This window comes from Enterococcus caccae ATCC BAA-1240, assembly GCF_000407145.1.
GTDB lineage: Bacteria > Bacillota > Bacilli > Lactobacillales > Enterococcaceae > Enterococcus_L > Enterococcus_L caccae.
In genome coordinates this window covers 312,402-327,019 of sequence record NZ_KE136473.1, presented here as the reverse complement: position 1 = coordinate 327,019, position 14,618 = coordinate 312,402, and the positions used below count along the sequence as shown (strand labels likewise).

Genomic DNA, 14,618 nt, shown 5'->3' with positions numbered 1-14,618 from the left:
AGCGGGACAAAACTAAAGATCAGTTTTGTTATGCTCTCTAAACCCGAATAAACGGCGAGAAAAAAGCAGATCCTTCGGAAATAAGCTGAAATTCACAAAAATTTAAAAAGCAATTTTCGTGAATTCCCTCTTATTTCTCGGAGCTAAACACTTTTGTCTCGGCCTCTTCTTTTCGTTTTCGGTTATTTTAAAGGTCATCAATTTGTTTGCGCTCTTTCGTTTTACTTAATTTCCCTTCACGTTTCATTAATTCTATTTTGATCTCATCTAAGGAAACATCTTGTTCCACAAGTAAAACTAACATATGATAAATCAGATCAGAGGTTTCAGAAATAAGTTCTGATTGATTATTTTTAGCAGCGATAATTACTTCTGTTGCCTCTTCCCCAACTTTTTTCAAGATTTTGTCTAATCCTTGGCTGAATAGATAATTTGTATAAGAACCTTCTTGGGGCTTTTCTTTACGCGCACATATTTCTCCATAAAGTGTCTCGATCATATTTTTTGCCTCCTTCCTGTATCATTTTTCCAAAGCGCTAGCCTGTGAAGCTAAAAAATTACATTGAAAAAACAACTATGTTTACCTGTATGACAAGCAGGTCCTGTTTGTTCAACGGTGATAAGTAAGGTATCTGAATCACAATCTGTGATGATGCTTTTTACTTTTTGACTATTGCCGCTTGTCTCACCTTTATTCCATAACTGTTGACGTGATCGGGAATAAAACCAAGTTGTGCCTGTTTCGAGTGTTTTTTCAAAACTTTCTTCATTCATATAAGCCAGCATCAAAACTTCTTTTGTTTTTTCTTCCATAATGATTGCAGGCAATAGTCCTTTGCTAAAATCTAGTTTCATCGACGTACCTCCATTCCCTTAAGCGCTAATGAATCTTTCAGCTCTGGAATTTTCACCTCTCCATAATGGAAAACACTTGCAGCTAAAGCAGCACTTACTTTGGTTTGTTCAAAAACTTCTACAATATCAGCTGCACTGCCACATCCACCCGATGCAATCACAGGAACATTCACAGCTTTACAAACAGCTTGAGTCAATGTGAGATCATACCCTGATTTAGTCCCATCTGCATCCATGCTTGTCAGTAGGATTTCGCCCGCACCTAGAGCCACGGCTTCTTTAGCCCATTCTATCGCGTCTATTCCTGTATCTTCTCGCCCGCCTTTAACAAAAACATGCCAAGAATCGTCTGTTCGTTTAGCATCTATTGCTACAACAATACACTGTGAACCAAGTTTTTCAGCCCCTTCTTGGATTAACGCTGGTCGTTGAATCGCTGCTGAATTGAGAGAAATTTTATCAGCCCCGGCCTGTAGCATTCGTTTCATGTCAGAGACACTTCGAATCCCCCCCCCTACAGTCAAAGGGATGAATACTTCTGCCGCTGTCCGTTCTACCACTTCGATCATCGTTTCACGGTCGTCACTTGTAGCAGTTATATCTAAGAAAACTAGCTCATCAGCTCCCTGTTCATTATACGCTTTCGCAATAGCTACAGGATCACCCACATCTTGCAGATCAATAAAATTGACCCCCTTGACTACTCGGCCATCTGTTACATCTAAACAAGGAATAATACGTTTAGTTAGCATTTTTCTCTACCTCCAGCATATCTGCTAAAGTGATAGCACCATTATAAAACGCCTTTCCAACGATTGCTCCGTATAAACCTAATTCTGCTAGTTTCTCCAAATCTGCTTTACTACTCACACCACCTGAAGCAATGATTTGTACATCAGGTGCAACTTTTGCTAATAGTGCATAATCTTCAAAACTTGGACCAGCTAAAGTGCCATCTTTTGTAATATCTGTATAAATGATTGTTTGAACACCGATTGCTGCCATTTCCTTAGCCATTTGCAAATAATCAGTTTCGCTCACATCCAGCCAACCACTAACAGCAACTTTTCCATTTTTAGCATCAATTCCCACTGCAATTTTATCTCCATACTTCTTGACAGCTTCTTTGACTAATATTGGATCTCTCAAAGCCGCTGAACCAATAATAATTCGGTCAATTCCAAGGGCTACATAATCATCAATTTGTTGCAATGTGCGAATTCCTCCGCCAACTTCAATTTTTAAGCCCGTTGTTTTTTTCATATTCTCTATCAAAGGTGCATTAGCGGCTTTTCCCATCAAAGCACCATCCAAGTCAACGACATGCATCATCTGAATACCCGCATCACTAAATTCTTGTGCTTGGGCAATAGGATCATGATTGACAATCGTTTTTTGTAAAAAATTCCCTTGAACTAATCGTACCGCTTTTCCTTCTCTAATATCAATTGCTGGTAAAATCAACATGATCTACTACCTCCTTAAATCCTCTTAAAATCATCAAACCAGCTTCACTACTTTTTTCAGGATGAAACTGGGTTCCGTAAACATTCCCCTTTGAAATCATCCCAGGTATTTTAATAGAATACTGAGCGAATGCATCAATCACCTCAGACTCACAATCAGCATAATAAGAATGGACAAAATAGACATACTTTCCATCCACATCTTTTGTTAAATAGGTTTCTTCCGTTACAACTAATTGATTCCATCCCATATGAGGAACTGGTAAATCAGGATCGTCAGGTAACTTTTCACAAATGCCTTCAATCAGCCCTAACCCTTCCGTAAAACCATTTTCCATACTCCCTTCTAAAAGCAACTGCATCCCTAAACAAACACCTAAAATCGGAGTCCCATTTTGAGCAACTTCTTGGATCACACTCACTAACCCGCGCTGCTTCAATTCCTTCATAGCTAGTGCAAAAGCTCCGACACCTGGTAAAATTAGGCCTGATGCTGTTCGTATTTCATCAGGATCAGCAGAAATTTTATTTGCTAAACCAACATGATCTAAGGCTTTTTGAACATTTAATGTATTTCCAGTATCGTAATCAATGATAATAATCATCTACAGAATTCCTTTCGTGGAGTTGACTCCTTGAATTTCAGGATTTATGGTTATCGCTTCTCTTAAGGCTCGGCCAGTTGCCTTAAACAACGCTTCTATCTTGTGATGAGTATTTTTCCCGTGCAAGATTTTTAAATGTAAATTCATTTGAGTATTGAATGCTAACGCTTGAAAAAATTCTTCTGTCAATTCTGTGTCAAAATCCCCAAGCTTAGGATTATCAAATATCGCATCAAATACTAAATAAGACCGCCCACTTACATCTAACGATGCCATTCCTAAAGACTCATCCATTGGTACAAAACTAGTACCATAACGATTGATTCCCGCTTTGTCCCCTATAGCTTCGCGAATACATTGTCCTAAAACAATCCCGACATCTTCCACAGTATGATGACTATCTACATCTAAGTCACCTTCTACTTTCACTTCTAAAGAAATACGGCTGTGACGAGCGAATAAAATCAACATATGATCAAAAAAGCCAACGCCGGTTTGAATCGTAACTGGTTCTTGATGATCTAGATCAAGACTCAACTCGATTTTTGTTTCTGCAGTTTCTCGTTTTAAAGTAGCAGTTCTCATTATGTTTCTCCTTTCAATTAAAAGCATAGTGGACTCTGAAAATGTAATTGAGGTGCTTTTGGCTTCATTTCTATTTTATCTTTTTTCCATATCAACAACGAATAATAATCAGTCAAATCGGTATTCAATCGCTCTGGCATGCGCTTCTAAACCTTCTTTTCTCGCCAAAACTGTAATGGCATCCTTAACCTCAGCCAACGCTTCTTTGGTATAATAAGTAACTTGACTATACTTCACAAAATCGTACACGCCTAAAGGGGAATAAAATTTTGCAGTACCACTTGTTGGCAACACATGATTCGTTCCTGAAAAATAATCTCCTACTGGTTCTGATGCATATTCTCCTAAAAAGATCGATCCAGCATTTTTTATTTCATGCAGGTAGCTGATTGGATCCGTTAATTGGACTTCTAAATGTTCTGGTGCAATCTCATTCATGATTGTAAACATTGAGGCAATTGTTGAGGCAATAATAATCCTGCCATGATTTTTGATTGCTTGTATAGCAATTTCTTTACGAGGCAATGATTCTAGCTGTCTATAAATATCTTTTTCTACTTGTTCTGCAAGACTGATTGAATTTGTGACTAATATAGTTCTAGCTAGCGTATCATGTTCTGCTTGTGACAGTAAATCCGCGGCGATATATGTTGGATTTGCTGATTCATCGGCTAAAATTCCAATCTCAGAGGGACCTGCGATCATGTCGATTCCTACTACTCCAAATACTTGCTTTTTGGCTGTCGCTACATAGATATTACCTGGTCCCACGATTTTATCCACTTTAGGTACTGTTTCTGTCCCATAAGCTAATGCAGCAATACTTTGTGCTCCTCCTATTTGAAAAATTTTATTTACTCCAGCAATTTTTGCTGCTGCTAAGATCACATCAGGAACTCCATTGACTGATGGCGGTGTAACCATAATGATTTCTTTCACTCCAGCAATTTTTGCGGGGAGAACATTCATCAATACAGAAGATGGATACGCTGCCGTTCCACCTGGTACGTATACACCAACACGTGCTAAAGGCAACACCAATTGCCCCCGCAAAACACCTGTTTTTTCTGTGTCCATAAAGTCATGTTGTTTTTGCTTTTGATGATAACTGATAATATTTTCTTTAGCCGCTTCTAACGCTGCAATCACTTCTTTTTCTACTTGTTGATACCCTTGGTCGATCGTCTCCTGTGATATGAATAATTCTTGTAGCTCGACTTGATCAAATTTTTTTGAATAGTCCTTTAACGCCTGATCGCCGTTTTGAATCACTTGTCGGATAATTTGACGAACTTGTTCTTCTACTTGTTGATTGTCCTCTTGAGTCAACCTGAAGTCTTCGTTTAATGCTGTTAAAATATCTACGGTATTTCCCGTCAACCATTTCATATCGTTTCTCCTCCTTCGATCACATTTTCTAATCCATCGATCAGCTGAAATATTGCTTGACGCTTACGTTTGAGCATCGCTTTATTTACGATCACTCGAGCCGAAACTGGACAGATATCTTCAAAGATCTCCAAGCCATTTTCTCTTAGCGTCGTACCTGTTTCAACAATATCAACAATTGCATCTGCCAACCCCAAAACTGGTGCAATTTCCACTGATCCTTCAATCTTGATGATCTCAACATCTTCACCCTTTTTACGAAAATGTTCTGATGCAACTGTTGGATACTTTGTTGCAATTCGTTTTCGTTTATAATCATTTGGTTGGTAATTTTTTGTAGAGGCCACCGAAAACTTACATGTGCCAATCTTTAAATCAAGCATTTCATAATAACCGAATGGATGCTCGATCAATACGTCTTTCCCTACTATACCAAGATCAGCAACCCCATGCCTTACATAAGTCGTCACATCAGCAGCCTTTACTAAAAGAAAAGTAAAGCGATGATCTGGACTAGTAAAAATTAATTTTCGCTGCTTATCTTGCAAAAAGGAAACATCGATCCCTGCTTGTTTAAACAGGGCCAATGTTTGTTTTTCCAAGCGCCCTTTTGTTAATGCAATAGTCAGTTGTGTCAATTTTACGTCCCCACCTTTACTACACGTATTTTATCTTGTGTTACTTCAATAATCTGTTGATACTGCCATTTTTTTCCATATTTCAACGCTTCTTCTATGGTTTCAAATAAAGATAATTGATAACCAGGATTCTCTTTTACTATCGCTTCTGATTTTGCTAACTGTTCTAAAGACCCATGAACCAATGTCGTCGGTTGATCTAAAGAAGCTAAGCTGTTGATTTGATATTGTAAGGCAACCAAGGTGTCTAAGTTGATGCCCAAACCAACAGCAGGAATCACACGTTGTCCGAATTGTTCTGCTAAATGGTCATAACGTCCGCCACGTAAGAAAATATCAGGCACTAGATCCGCATAACCGCTAAATAAAACACCTGTGTAATAATCCATCAAGGCAACTAAACCTAAATCTACAGTTAATGATATTTTTTGATGACACCTCTTGATCGCATTCATTAGCGTTTCTAATTCGTCAATAATTTTTATGATTTTCGTGTCATTTGGGAGCAATGATTTTGCAATGGGCAACACTTCGTCTGCTTCACCAAATAGTCTGGGAATCGCACAAATAAATGCGTCTAAGTCACTTGGATATCTTGCTACAAATCGCTTTAGATCCGTTAAACTTTTATTATTAACATATGTTTGAAGCTCTATTTTTGCTCCATCATCTAATCCTAATGAAGCCACAATGAAACGGAAAATTTCTGCATGCCCCAATTCAAAATGAAAATTTGGTATAGACAGGGCCTCCAAAATTTCAATAGCACACGAGATACATTCGACTTCAGCTTTTAAAGAAGAATACCCGATCAATTCAATTCCAGCTTGCGTCAGCTCATTTTGTTCACCCAGCATATCATCATTTGAGCGAAACACTTTTCCACTATACGATAACTTGAGAGGAGGCTGAATGCCTGTCGTTGCAATCACTCGCCCAATCGGCATCGTCATATCCGGACGCAAAACGAGCAGACGACCTTGCTTGTCAAAAAAACGGTAAAATTCTTTTTCATCTTTTTCTTCACTGTCAAACACATCTTCAAACTCGATCATAGGCGTATCAATTCGTTGGTACCCTCTTTTTTTCACAATATCATTGATTTTTTTTTCTAATTGATACGCCCCATTTGCTTCTCTGAATAACTTATCTTTTGTTCCTGATGGTATACTGCGATTCCATTTCATTCGGTTTCCTCCTTGTTTTTAGAGAATAAAGTAGATCATTTTTTAAGAGATGTTTTTTCTACAAATCAAATTTTGCTCTTTTCCTTAGAACGAACCTATAAAGCTAAATAAAAAAGCCCCTTGGCAAATAAGCCAAGAGGACGAGAATTTATTCACGTGGTCCCACCTCAGATTTGCTTTTACTTCTCAGTAAAAACCTCTGTTAGTTAGATAAACTAAGGAGTGATAACGGACTCTCCGATTTTTCCTACTCATTTAGAATACGAAGCTAACTTCAAGAAACTAAATTTTTTATTTCAGAAAAATAACTTACAAGCGTGTTCGATGATGATTCATTATTTCCTTTCAGCAAACGGAAACTCTCTAAAATGAATTGATTCACCTACTATTTTGATCATCGTTCTTTCATTTTATTCTCATTTATTTTTAAATAATTTATCATGAAATACGAATTTAGTCAATAGGCTATACAGAAAACTTGAGATATATCTGATTGCACAACAAACTTCTGTTAAAGATAAATCATAAGAAATCGTTTCTGCAGACTATCGGGAAACAATTCCACCATACTTTTGAACAAAACGAAAATCAATGCACCTTACACATGATGCACAAATCCTCTTGTACCATTTTTACCTTCCAAAGAGGTTGAACAGAAGTATTTAGCTCCGAACATCGAGTGGGTACTGTGCAACATCGACTCGTAATTCGTTGCGTTTTATAGTAATAAGAGAGAATTCACGAAAATTGGCAAGCATCATAGTGAGCTTGCCAAAAGAAACAATGCGTCTGAAGAACACATTGTATTGTGTATCATCGAGTCACTTCGTGCCTCGTGATTTACAACAGTATGATTGAAGTATAACGTAATAAGTTGCTGCTAATCACACCATTTGTTCTTATTTCTTTGAAGTTAGGACGTGACTCATAGAACTCTGTTCGACCTTACTTTTTTGACTTTATTCATCAACATTATATGATAAAGAGTTTTTCAGGTCATTTCTTTTAATTCCGATCATAATGAAATCATGGCGTTTCCCCTATTTGCCATAGAATCGTTCCCCTGTATGCACCCAGTTTAAGAATTTCTCTTGACGTAACCTCCAATTGAAATCCTTTTTGTCCATTTTTCCAATCCTCACTTATATTGTACTCGTTAGAATCATTTGGCTTTCTAACTGCTATTGACCGCGCAACGTCCTTTAATAAAACTATAGATTGATCTTCATCCATTTTATACTTAATTGCTCTAGGTAGCTCCATACTTTCATCTTCCGTATTTGTTAAGGCTTTTTTTAATGTTGCTGTAACAGTCCAAGAGCTTTTAACCTTTCGATTATCCCAAATAATTAAAGGTTTATCGTATTTCGCTTGTTCTACTTTGATAAAAAAGTTCTTTATTGTTTTTCGCCCAAAGTTTAAATAGTTAGGTGATGAAATCATTTTCAGTGTCCCTTTAAATTGATAAGCAACTGTCTGTTCTTCTTTTGTTACAGAAATTGCTGTTTCTGAACTAGGTCTGGTTACTAATAAATAGTTCTTATTAATTATTTCTTCAATCTTTTTTTTAACAGTCTCTTGTTCAGTCAAATTTACGCTCTTACCAACGTTCTCAATTATACTCGTTGAATCAAGTATTGCTTCTCCCGATTCATCTACATATTGGACTATAACTTTTGAAAGATTTGCTACTATTTTCAAATTAATCGCTAAATTAAGAGTAGTATTCTTTTCTGTATATTCTAATTTCACTGGGAAATCTCCTTCGTCAGGAATCGAACCTGTTTGAGGTAATTGATCGGTTTCAATACTTATCAACGAAGAATCTAATTTTTCTAAAGAACCATCTACATTTGTTTGCCACATTTCTAATGATGATTCTTTTCGTAGTAATGCCTTCAACTTATCAGTTGTTTCAGAGTAATCAGAATTATAAATTTTGATATCTTTTGCTGCCATTAAAAATGTATCATCCTGTGCAATAGCTGTTTCTTTCTCTTTAATAAACAATGGTATCGTCACTTCTCCGATATTTCCCGCTTCATCTTTAAGAGAGAGAATGACATTGCTCATCCCAGCAGTTTCTACTATTTTCTTGATATCCTGTCCCTCTTTTAGATAGACTTGAACCTTCTCTTTCGCTGTCACATCATCCTGCCATGATTTTAAAAATCCTTTATAATCTTCTGCATTAGTTAGTTTATTGGCATCAAATTGATCTACTACAGTAAGTTTACCGATACCTGTTGGGGCTTTAGTATCTAATGTATAAGACACTGTGTTCATCTTCGTCTTGAAGTAATTTAATCCTGTCAAACTACTTTTTATAGTAGGTTTGCTTAACGAAATTCCCTTTGTTGGCTTTAACTTAAAAGATACATCAACTTTATTATCTTTACTGTCTAACTCACTTAAATTAACCTGTAAGATGTTATCAGCATAGTTGGGCGTTGTGGACACACCATTCACAGTTAACGTATCAGCAAGGTACTCTTGATTATCACTTAATGTGAATTTTAAAACAGGAGCTAGTAGATTCTGGTTCCCACCTTTATATTCTCCTGAATAATTCACTTGTAATTCTGTATCATTTTTAATAGCGCTAGTCTCTGTTAGCTCATTTCCTGCACTATCGGTCAATTTTAAACTATCAGTAAAATTAACCAATCCCGGAACTTCTTTGAAAATAACTTCTGCTTGTTCGGAATAAAGCCCAGTGGATCCTGTAAATCCCCAAAACACCTTATCTACATTGCCAAAAACCTTCTTATCAACCTCTATTTTCTGAGCACTCAAACCTTCAAGCTCATATGTCAAAGTCCCCTTATTATTACTATCAAAGGGTTGCCAACTAATCGCAAATTTACGCCATTTTCCATTACCCAGTTTAAAAGTAGGATACTGGACATTATGGTGTACTAAAGAGGTAACTTTCTTCTGACTATCTTCTCCTCTGTAGTCATCCATCTTATCAGGAAATATAACAGCTACGTGTCCTTTATCATCATTCTTATCTATACCATAATCAAAATTATCATTACGATATGTATCAAATTCAATAGCAAGACTATTTTTTATTTGTCCAATAAATTCAACTCCGTAAGAATAATCATAATAAGCATTTAACGCTGCTCCTTCCGTTTTTTTATAGATTGTATCTACTACCTTTGAATCGTTGTGTAGAACAAAAGTCATACCATCAGCATTACCATCTATCCTGATATACATTTCAGCCTCAAGACTTTTACTTAAATCTAATTTATTTGCCTCTGTTGAAAAAACATTTCCTGATTGAGACGATTTCTTATCTGTTATAATTACTTTATTACCAGAAACATAACTATTAGAATCCTTAGGAATTTTGAATATTCCTGTTAATGGTACACCTAAAGGAACACTATCATCTGTCTCAGCTTTCAACAATGACTTCGTTTTATTTGTCTCATTATCAATAACTGATTCTGATGACTTGTCTTTCAAAGCTGGAGATGCTTCGATTTTATTTAGCTTTATAAAAAAAAATATACTTACTGCTAACAGTATGACAACATATGATTTTTTTTTCATTTCAACTCACTCCTTATTGACTTAGACTTCTTATTTTTTCTCTTTATGATTTTAATTATTAAAACCACTAGTAGCGCTATTATCATAAGAAATAATGAAATATTAGAATGATCTCTTGTTTCAATTACTTGACCATTTACCCCATTTGCTTCTTGATTAGATATCATAAAATCCTCAACCCAAGACCAGGTCTCTTTACCTTTTGTCTTCACTGTAATGAAAGCTGTATATTCCCCAGCTTTCATTCGTTTATCATCAATAGGCACTGGAAAATCAATCATTGAATTTGGGGCTATTCGCATATCTTTATTGAAAATTTCAAACAGTTTTTTTGTCTTATTTCTATTCCTTACTTTGACATGTACGGATAGGTCCTCACCATATACTGGTTGACTATTAGAAAAATTCACAAATAATGTCGCTTTTCCATCTTGTATTCCAGGATATACTTTATTTAGCTTCATCTTTGGTTTAATATTTTTTGTTTCAGTTTCACTAATTAACATACCGATCAAATAAGCAAATTCATTCACGATCCCATCTTTGTCTTCGTTGGTTACATCGTGCTCTTCCTCAATTTTTTGTAGCTGTATGCCACCAGCAATGTATCCTTCAAAAGTAGTTGAGGGAACTTCTATCAAAAAATCAACCGTTTTGGTACTAGCTGATGGAACCACCACTTTTTCTGGACCTTTTACTATGTCCGCAAAATCAACTTTTAATGATGAATCTTTTTCAATTTTATTTGGTCCGTATTCAATAACACCAGCGCTATTGGTTTTTGCGCTATTTCTTCTAATCGCAATAATTATATCTTTTGCTGTTACATTATGTATTTTCAATTGAATATTTTGTTTTTGCCCTGGCTTCACCAATAAATCATAATAACCTACATCTCTATTGATTTGATTTGTAGGCATCACAATTTCGTATGTAAAATCTTGAAAACCATTCACCGAATTTTCTTCAGCAAAACTTGTTACGGATTGATTAATTACAATTAAAACAAAGGAAACGATAACTACAAGTACTTTTTTCATTTTCTTTTCTCAAACCTCTCATAATGAACAGCAATAAAAAATTGTCTTCATTCAAACATTGGAAAACTCACAACAATAACTGTCTACACGATCTATTTATATGTTTATTTTTTAATATGTGTTATCTAAACTCCAATTAACTGAACTTTTAAATGTTTTTCCAGAAGCGTTACTTCCAGAAGTAACATTTAGTTTAACATTCGAAATTTTCGTAACAAATCCGCCTTTCACAGCATCTGCTTTTGATTTTCCTAATATTTGAACAGCGGTAGTTTTCCCTGCTTCTAATGAAATACTCTTTGTTTTTCCATCACCAAGTATAATATTATTTGGCTCAGGTAGTTTCGAAGTATTCTCTTCAATAGGATTAGGAATAAAATCATTGGTGTCTTGGTCAATTTTAGTCCCAATTGTGTAAGCCTGTGCGTCGCCTAAATCAAATGTCAATTTTGACGGTAAACTAGTCGCAGAATCACCTGTTGAAACAAGGTCTGACATTGAAGCAGTTACCTTCCAAGCTGTAGTAGTCGTTACAGCATTCTCTCCTTCACCGGTTGTCGTTCCTTGTCTGTCATCGTTTACTGTAATGTATTGGGCTTCTTTAAAAGTGTTGTTGTATGTTGCAATATTAGCAACAGCTTTTTGGTTCCCAAAATCGAAACTAGATGGTACAAATACAAGTGATAAGTTATCTTTAAAAGGGCCTGATCCAGGTTTTACTGGTCCATCAGTTTCAAATTTAATTCCAACATCTGTCTTGTCTTTCCCTACTTCCTCTGCATCTGCAGTTTTCGCAAAAACCATTAATGCTGATGAAGCTAATAAAGTTGTTAATACAAGTTTTTTCATTTTTTAATCATCCTTCTGTAAATATAAATTAGATTAAAGACAGTTATTGTTGTGAATTTTCCAATCTAGTTACTATCCAATCAAATTAATCTGATCTTTAAGTAGAATAAATAAATATATAATCAATGAAAGACTCATTAAAGAGAGCAGTAACAAACTAGCATTTGCAAATAAAGCCATTTTTTTTACCTTTAGACGCTTCACTAAAAACAGATCTCTTGATAAAGTTAGTACAAATAAAATCAGTGATAGTAACGCAATCCCGCTTAATATATAAAGCCATAAGTAATCGATCATATTTTCCCCCTGATTATGATTGTTTGATAATATTTTTGATCTCACATGTTCCTTCTATTTCTTTTATCTCTAGCAGATTTTTTCTTTTCTTTGTTTTTTAAAAAACGTCTTCTTTTCCACTTTTTTTCCCAACGCATTCTTCTGAAAATCATAATTGAGGTTATCGCTATGAAATAGCCTATAAAGATAGCCGCTATGATTTTTATCCAAGTAGGCGTTATAATTTTGAATACACTTGCTTCATTTATTTGTTTTGCTTGTTGATTTGAAATCGTAAAGTCTTTACTTAAATTCCATTCATGTAAGTCATTACTCGCAGTTAATTTTAATGTATAGTCACCAGAAGGAAGTTGGGCAATTCCCCAGTCCAATTCAAAATCAAAGTTACTATTCGGAGCAAGTTTGTAGTTTTGCACGGTTATTTTTTTAATCTTTTTTTCTGACCCTTTCTCAACCATCGTCGCTTCAATAGTCAAGTTCTCTAATATTCTTGGCTCAGGATTTTGGAGATTTGCAATGACCATTTTCTTACCACGTTTCATTGCTGCTTTCGTAGAAATCAATTTTAGCGTTTGAGCATTATTGAACTCATCACCTGAACTGGAAGCAATTACTCCAATCCTATATGAAAATTCTGTTGTAACTCCGCTTTTTTTTTCTGAACCTTTATCTAATGAAAATATTAAGGCTCCCATTTTTACTCCTTGATAGCTTTCTTTTGGAGGCGTTAATTTAACATGAATTATTTTTTCTTCAAAATTTTCTACTGTAATTTCTGGGGTCTCAACTGTAATCAATGAGGTTAATGGTTCTTTTAATGTTTTGTCGATTTTAGAGACATCCTTCGCATATTCGATTGTCCCACCGTCTCCAGTTATTGCATTACTCCCATAAATATTTAGATGAACTGGTTCTTTTTTTGTACTCCTTACCCTGACTTCTAAAGTTTGTGCTTCTCCAGGTGTCGTTTTTACATAAAAATAACTTTTTTCTGGATCAATCTGAGTCTTTGGTTGTACGATTGAAACTGTATATCCTAAACCAGCATCATCCTTTGCTGCCACGGCTTCACTGGGAGCCGTAAAAAAAGTGAAGAAGCCGATAAGTATTAGGTAAGTGATAGATAATTTTTTCATTCAGTCGTCTTCTCCCCATTGTTATGTTCTTCATCTTGTTGATCTATGTCAATGTATATGGAGAGATAATATTCTTCACTATTTTCGCATTCAATCATGTAAGATAATGGCTCTGAGCCTGCCCAATGTTCAGAAAAATCTTCAAATTTATGGCGCGCTTCATTTTCTGTATTAAAGGGTCCGTCAACTTCTAAAATATTCTCTTCTTGTATCATTAACTCTTTTTCCTTACTTAGTTTAACTATGACATACGTAGCATAAGCTACCGCTACCGAAAAAATAAATGCAATAAGAAAGAAAATCCCGATTTTAGTCAACAACAATCCTAAAGAATAGCTACAAAAGATGAATATTGACACTATAAATAACCACTTAAAATCACTCTTTGCTTTAGGATTATTTTTCATCATTGAGTACAAGTGCACAAGAAATAATAACTGCATGGTGACTAGTAAAAATGCTGCAAATACAGAGATTAAAATCTCCTTAAGATAAAACGTTGTTAAAAAAAGAACTTGAATCATCATTGACGCTCTATCATCAACATAAAAAACAGCCTCTTTGTAAAAGTAAAAAAAGAACATCAGATATAGTACATAGCTTATTATTATTAATAGTTCCATTAAATAGTATTTTTTATTTTTTTTTATTTTTTCCACGACGATTTCCTTCCATTTCTTTGAATTATCACTCTTTTTAAAAAATATAAACTCATTTGGACTTGATTTATCTCCGATATAACAGAATTTATTCTCATTTATATTTGTCAATAAACATAGAATTTAAATGCGCCTACACTGTTTCCTTCAAATGTTAAAACGCGAATAAAATACACTATTTCTAAGTTAATCCTTCCTTTAGGGACTGTTAATTCATTTCAAAACCCAAAATTCCATATGAATCTAATTTAAATCAAATACACAAATAATCTTTTTTATATTTTATATTACCAGTTTCTCATATTCTTTTTTCATTTTCCTATCATAAACTGAACATCTTTTTGA

At 35.0% G+C, this 14,618-nt stretch carries 15 protein-coding genes and 1 other annotated feature; all 15 genes read right to left on the bottom strand.

Annotation, left to right across the window (positions count from 1 at the left end; all coding sequences use genetic code 11):
• Window positions 1-187: 187 nt before the first annotated feature.
• Complete coding sequence (gene hisE / locus I580_RS07080; protein WP_010771273.1) at window positions 188-499, bottom strand: phosphoribosyl-ATP diphosphatase; 312 nt, start codon at window positions 497-499, stop codon at window positions 188-190.
• Window positions 500-549: 50 nt separating this feature from the next.
• Window positions 550-855 (bottom strand): phosphoribosyl-AMP cyclohydrolase, encoded by a 306-nt coding sequence (gene hisI, locus I580_RS07075; protein WP_010771272.1) that lies wholly within the window; start codon window positions 853-855, stop codon window positions 550-552.
• Complete coding sequence (hisF, locus tag I580_RS07070; RefSeq protein WP_010771271.1) at window positions 852-1,607, bottom strand: imidazole glycerol phosphate synthase subunit HisF; 756 nt, start codon at window positions 1,605-1,607, stop codon at window positions 852-854. Before hisF ends, hisI begins: the two co-directional genes overlap by 4 nt.
• The gene (gene hisA, locus I580_RS07065; protein WP_010771270.1) at window positions 1,597-2,322 is read right to left on the bottom strand and encodes a 1-(5-phosphoribosyl)-5-[(5-phosphoribosylamino)methylideneamino]imidazole-4-carboxamide isomerase; all 726 of its coding nucleotides are present in this window, start codon (window positions 2,320-2,322) and stop codon (window positions 1,597-1,599) included. The genes hisF and hisA overlap by 11 nt, the downstream gene beginning before the upstream one ends.
• Window positions 2,300-2,926 (bottom strand): imidazole glycerol phosphate synthase subunit HisH, encoded by a 627-nt coding sequence (gene hisH, locus I580_RS07060; RefSeq protein WP_010771269.1) that lies wholly within the window; start codon window positions 2,924-2,926, stop codon window positions 2,300-2,302. Before hisH ends, hisA begins: the two co-directional genes overlap by 23 nt.
• Entirely contained in the window at window positions 2,927-3,511 is a 585-nt protein-coding gene (gene hisB, locus I580_RS07055; protein ID WP_010771268.1) for an imidazoleglycerol-phosphate dehydratase HisB, read from the bottom strand.
• Window positions 3,512-3,619: 108 nt separating this feature from the next.
• The gene (gene hisD / locus I580_RS07050; protein WP_010771267.1) at window positions 3,620-4,900 is read right to left on the bottom strand and encodes a histidinol dehydrogenase; all 1,281 of its coding nucleotides are present in this window, start codon (window positions 4,898-4,900) and stop codon (window positions 3,620-3,622) included.
• A complete protein-coding gene (gene hisG / locus I580_RS07045; protein ID WP_010771266.1) occupies window positions 4,897-5,538 on the bottom strand; it encodes an ATP phosphoribosyltransferase in 642 nt (213 codons plus the stop codon). Before hisG ends, hisD begins: the two co-directional genes overlap by 4 nt.
• Window positions 5,539-5,540: 2 nt before the next feature.
• The gene (gene hisZ, locus I580_RS07040; protein ID WP_010771265.1) at window positions 5,541-6,725 is read right to left on the bottom strand and encodes an ATP phosphoribosyltransferase regulatory subunit; all 1,185 of its coding nucleotides are present in this window, start codon (window positions 6,723-6,725) and stop codon (window positions 5,541-5,543) included.
• Between the two features lie 133 nt (window positions 6,726-6,858).
• Window positions 6,859-7,132 (bottom strand) — a binding site (T-box leader).
• A 619-nt stretch (window positions 7,133-7,751) separates the two neighbouring features.
• Window positions 7,752-10,292 (bottom strand): lectin-like domain-containing protein, encoded by a 2,541-nt coding sequence (locus I580_RS07035; RefSeq protein WP_010771264.1) that lies wholly within the window; start codon window positions 10,290-10,292, stop codon window positions 7,752-7,754.
• Entirely contained in the window at window positions 10,289-11,332 is a 1,044-nt protein-coding gene (locus tag I580_RS07030) for a WxLIP family cell surface protein (protein WP_010771263.1), read from the bottom strand. The genes I580_RS07035 and I580_RS07030 overlap by 4 nt, the downstream gene beginning before the upstream one ends.
• A 111-nt stretch (window positions 11,333-11,443) precedes the next feature.
• On the bottom strand, window positions 11,444-12,181 hold the full coding sequence (locus I580_RS07025; RefSeq protein WP_010771262.1) for a WxL domain-containing protein: 738 nt from the start codon (window positions 12,179-12,181) through the stop codon (window positions 11,444-11,446).
• 72 nt (window positions 12,182-12,253) lie between these two features.
• On the bottom strand, window positions 12,254-12,478 hold the full coding sequence (locus I580_RS07020; RefSeq protein WP_010771261.1) for a hypothetical protein: 225 nt from the start codon (window positions 12,476-12,478) through the stop codon (window positions 12,254-12,256).
• 41 nt (window positions 12,479-12,519) lie between these two features.
• Window positions 12,520-13,614 (bottom strand): WxLIP family cell surface protein, encoded by a 1,095-nt coding sequence (locus I580_RS07015; RefSeq protein WP_010771260.1) that lies wholly within the window; start codon window positions 13,612-13,614, stop codon window positions 12,520-12,522.
• Entirely contained in the window at window positions 13,611-14,273 is a 663-nt protein-coding gene (locus I580_RS07010) for a hypothetical protein (RefSeq protein WP_010771259.1), read from the bottom strand. The genes I580_RS07015 and I580_RS07010 overlap by 4 nt, the downstream gene beginning before the upstream one ends.
• Window positions 14,274-14,618: the final 345 nt, after the last annotated feature.

Coding starts and splice junctions, on each gene's coding strand:
- I580_RS07035 (WP_010771264.1), bottom strand. CDS start 10,292: ATGAAAAAAAAATCATATGTTGTCATACTGTTAGCAGTAAGTATATTT.
- hisI (WP_010771272.1), bottom strand. CDS start 855: ATGAAACTAGATTTTAGCAAAGGACTATTGCCTGCAATCATTATGGAA.
- hisA (WP_010771270.1), bottom strand. CDS start 2,322: ATGTTGATTTTACCAGCAATTGATATTAGAGAAGGAAAAGCGGTACGA.
- hisD (WP_010771267.1), bottom strand. CDS start 4,900: ATGAAATGGTTGACGGGAAATACCGTAGATATTTTAACAGCATTAAAC.
- hisZ (WP_010771265.1), bottom strand. CDS start 6,725: ATGAAATGGAATCGCAGTATACCATCAGGAACAAAAGATAAGTTATTC.
- hisF (WP_010771271.1), bottom strand. CDS start 1,607: ATGCTAACTAAACGTATTATTCCTTGTTTAGATGTAACAGATGGCCGA.
- hisB (WP_010771268.1), bottom strand. CDS start 3,511: ATGAGAACTGCTACTTTAAAACGAGAAACTGCAGAAACAAAAATCGAG.
- hisE (WP_010771273.1), bottom strand. CDS start 499: ATGATCGAGACACTTTATGGAGAAATATGTGCGCGTAAAGAAAAGCCC.
- I580_RS07015 (WP_010771260.1), bottom strand. CDS start 13,614: ATGAAAAAATTATCTATCACTTACCTAATACTTATCGGCTTCTTCACT.
- I580_RS07030 (WP_010771263.1), bottom strand. CDS start 11,332: ATGAAAAAAGTACTTGTAGTTATCGTTTCCTTTGTTTTAATTGTAATT.
- hisH (WP_010771269.1), bottom strand. CDS start 2,926: ATGATTATTATCATTGATTACGATACTGGAAATACATTAAATGTTCAA.
- I580_RS07020 (WP_010771261.1), bottom strand. CDS start 12,478: ATGATCGATTACTTATGGCTTTATATATTAAGCGGGATTGCGTTACTA.
- I580_RS07025 (WP_010771262.1), bottom strand. CDS start 12,181: ATGAAAAAACTTGTATTAACAACTTTATTAGCTTCATCAGCATTAATG.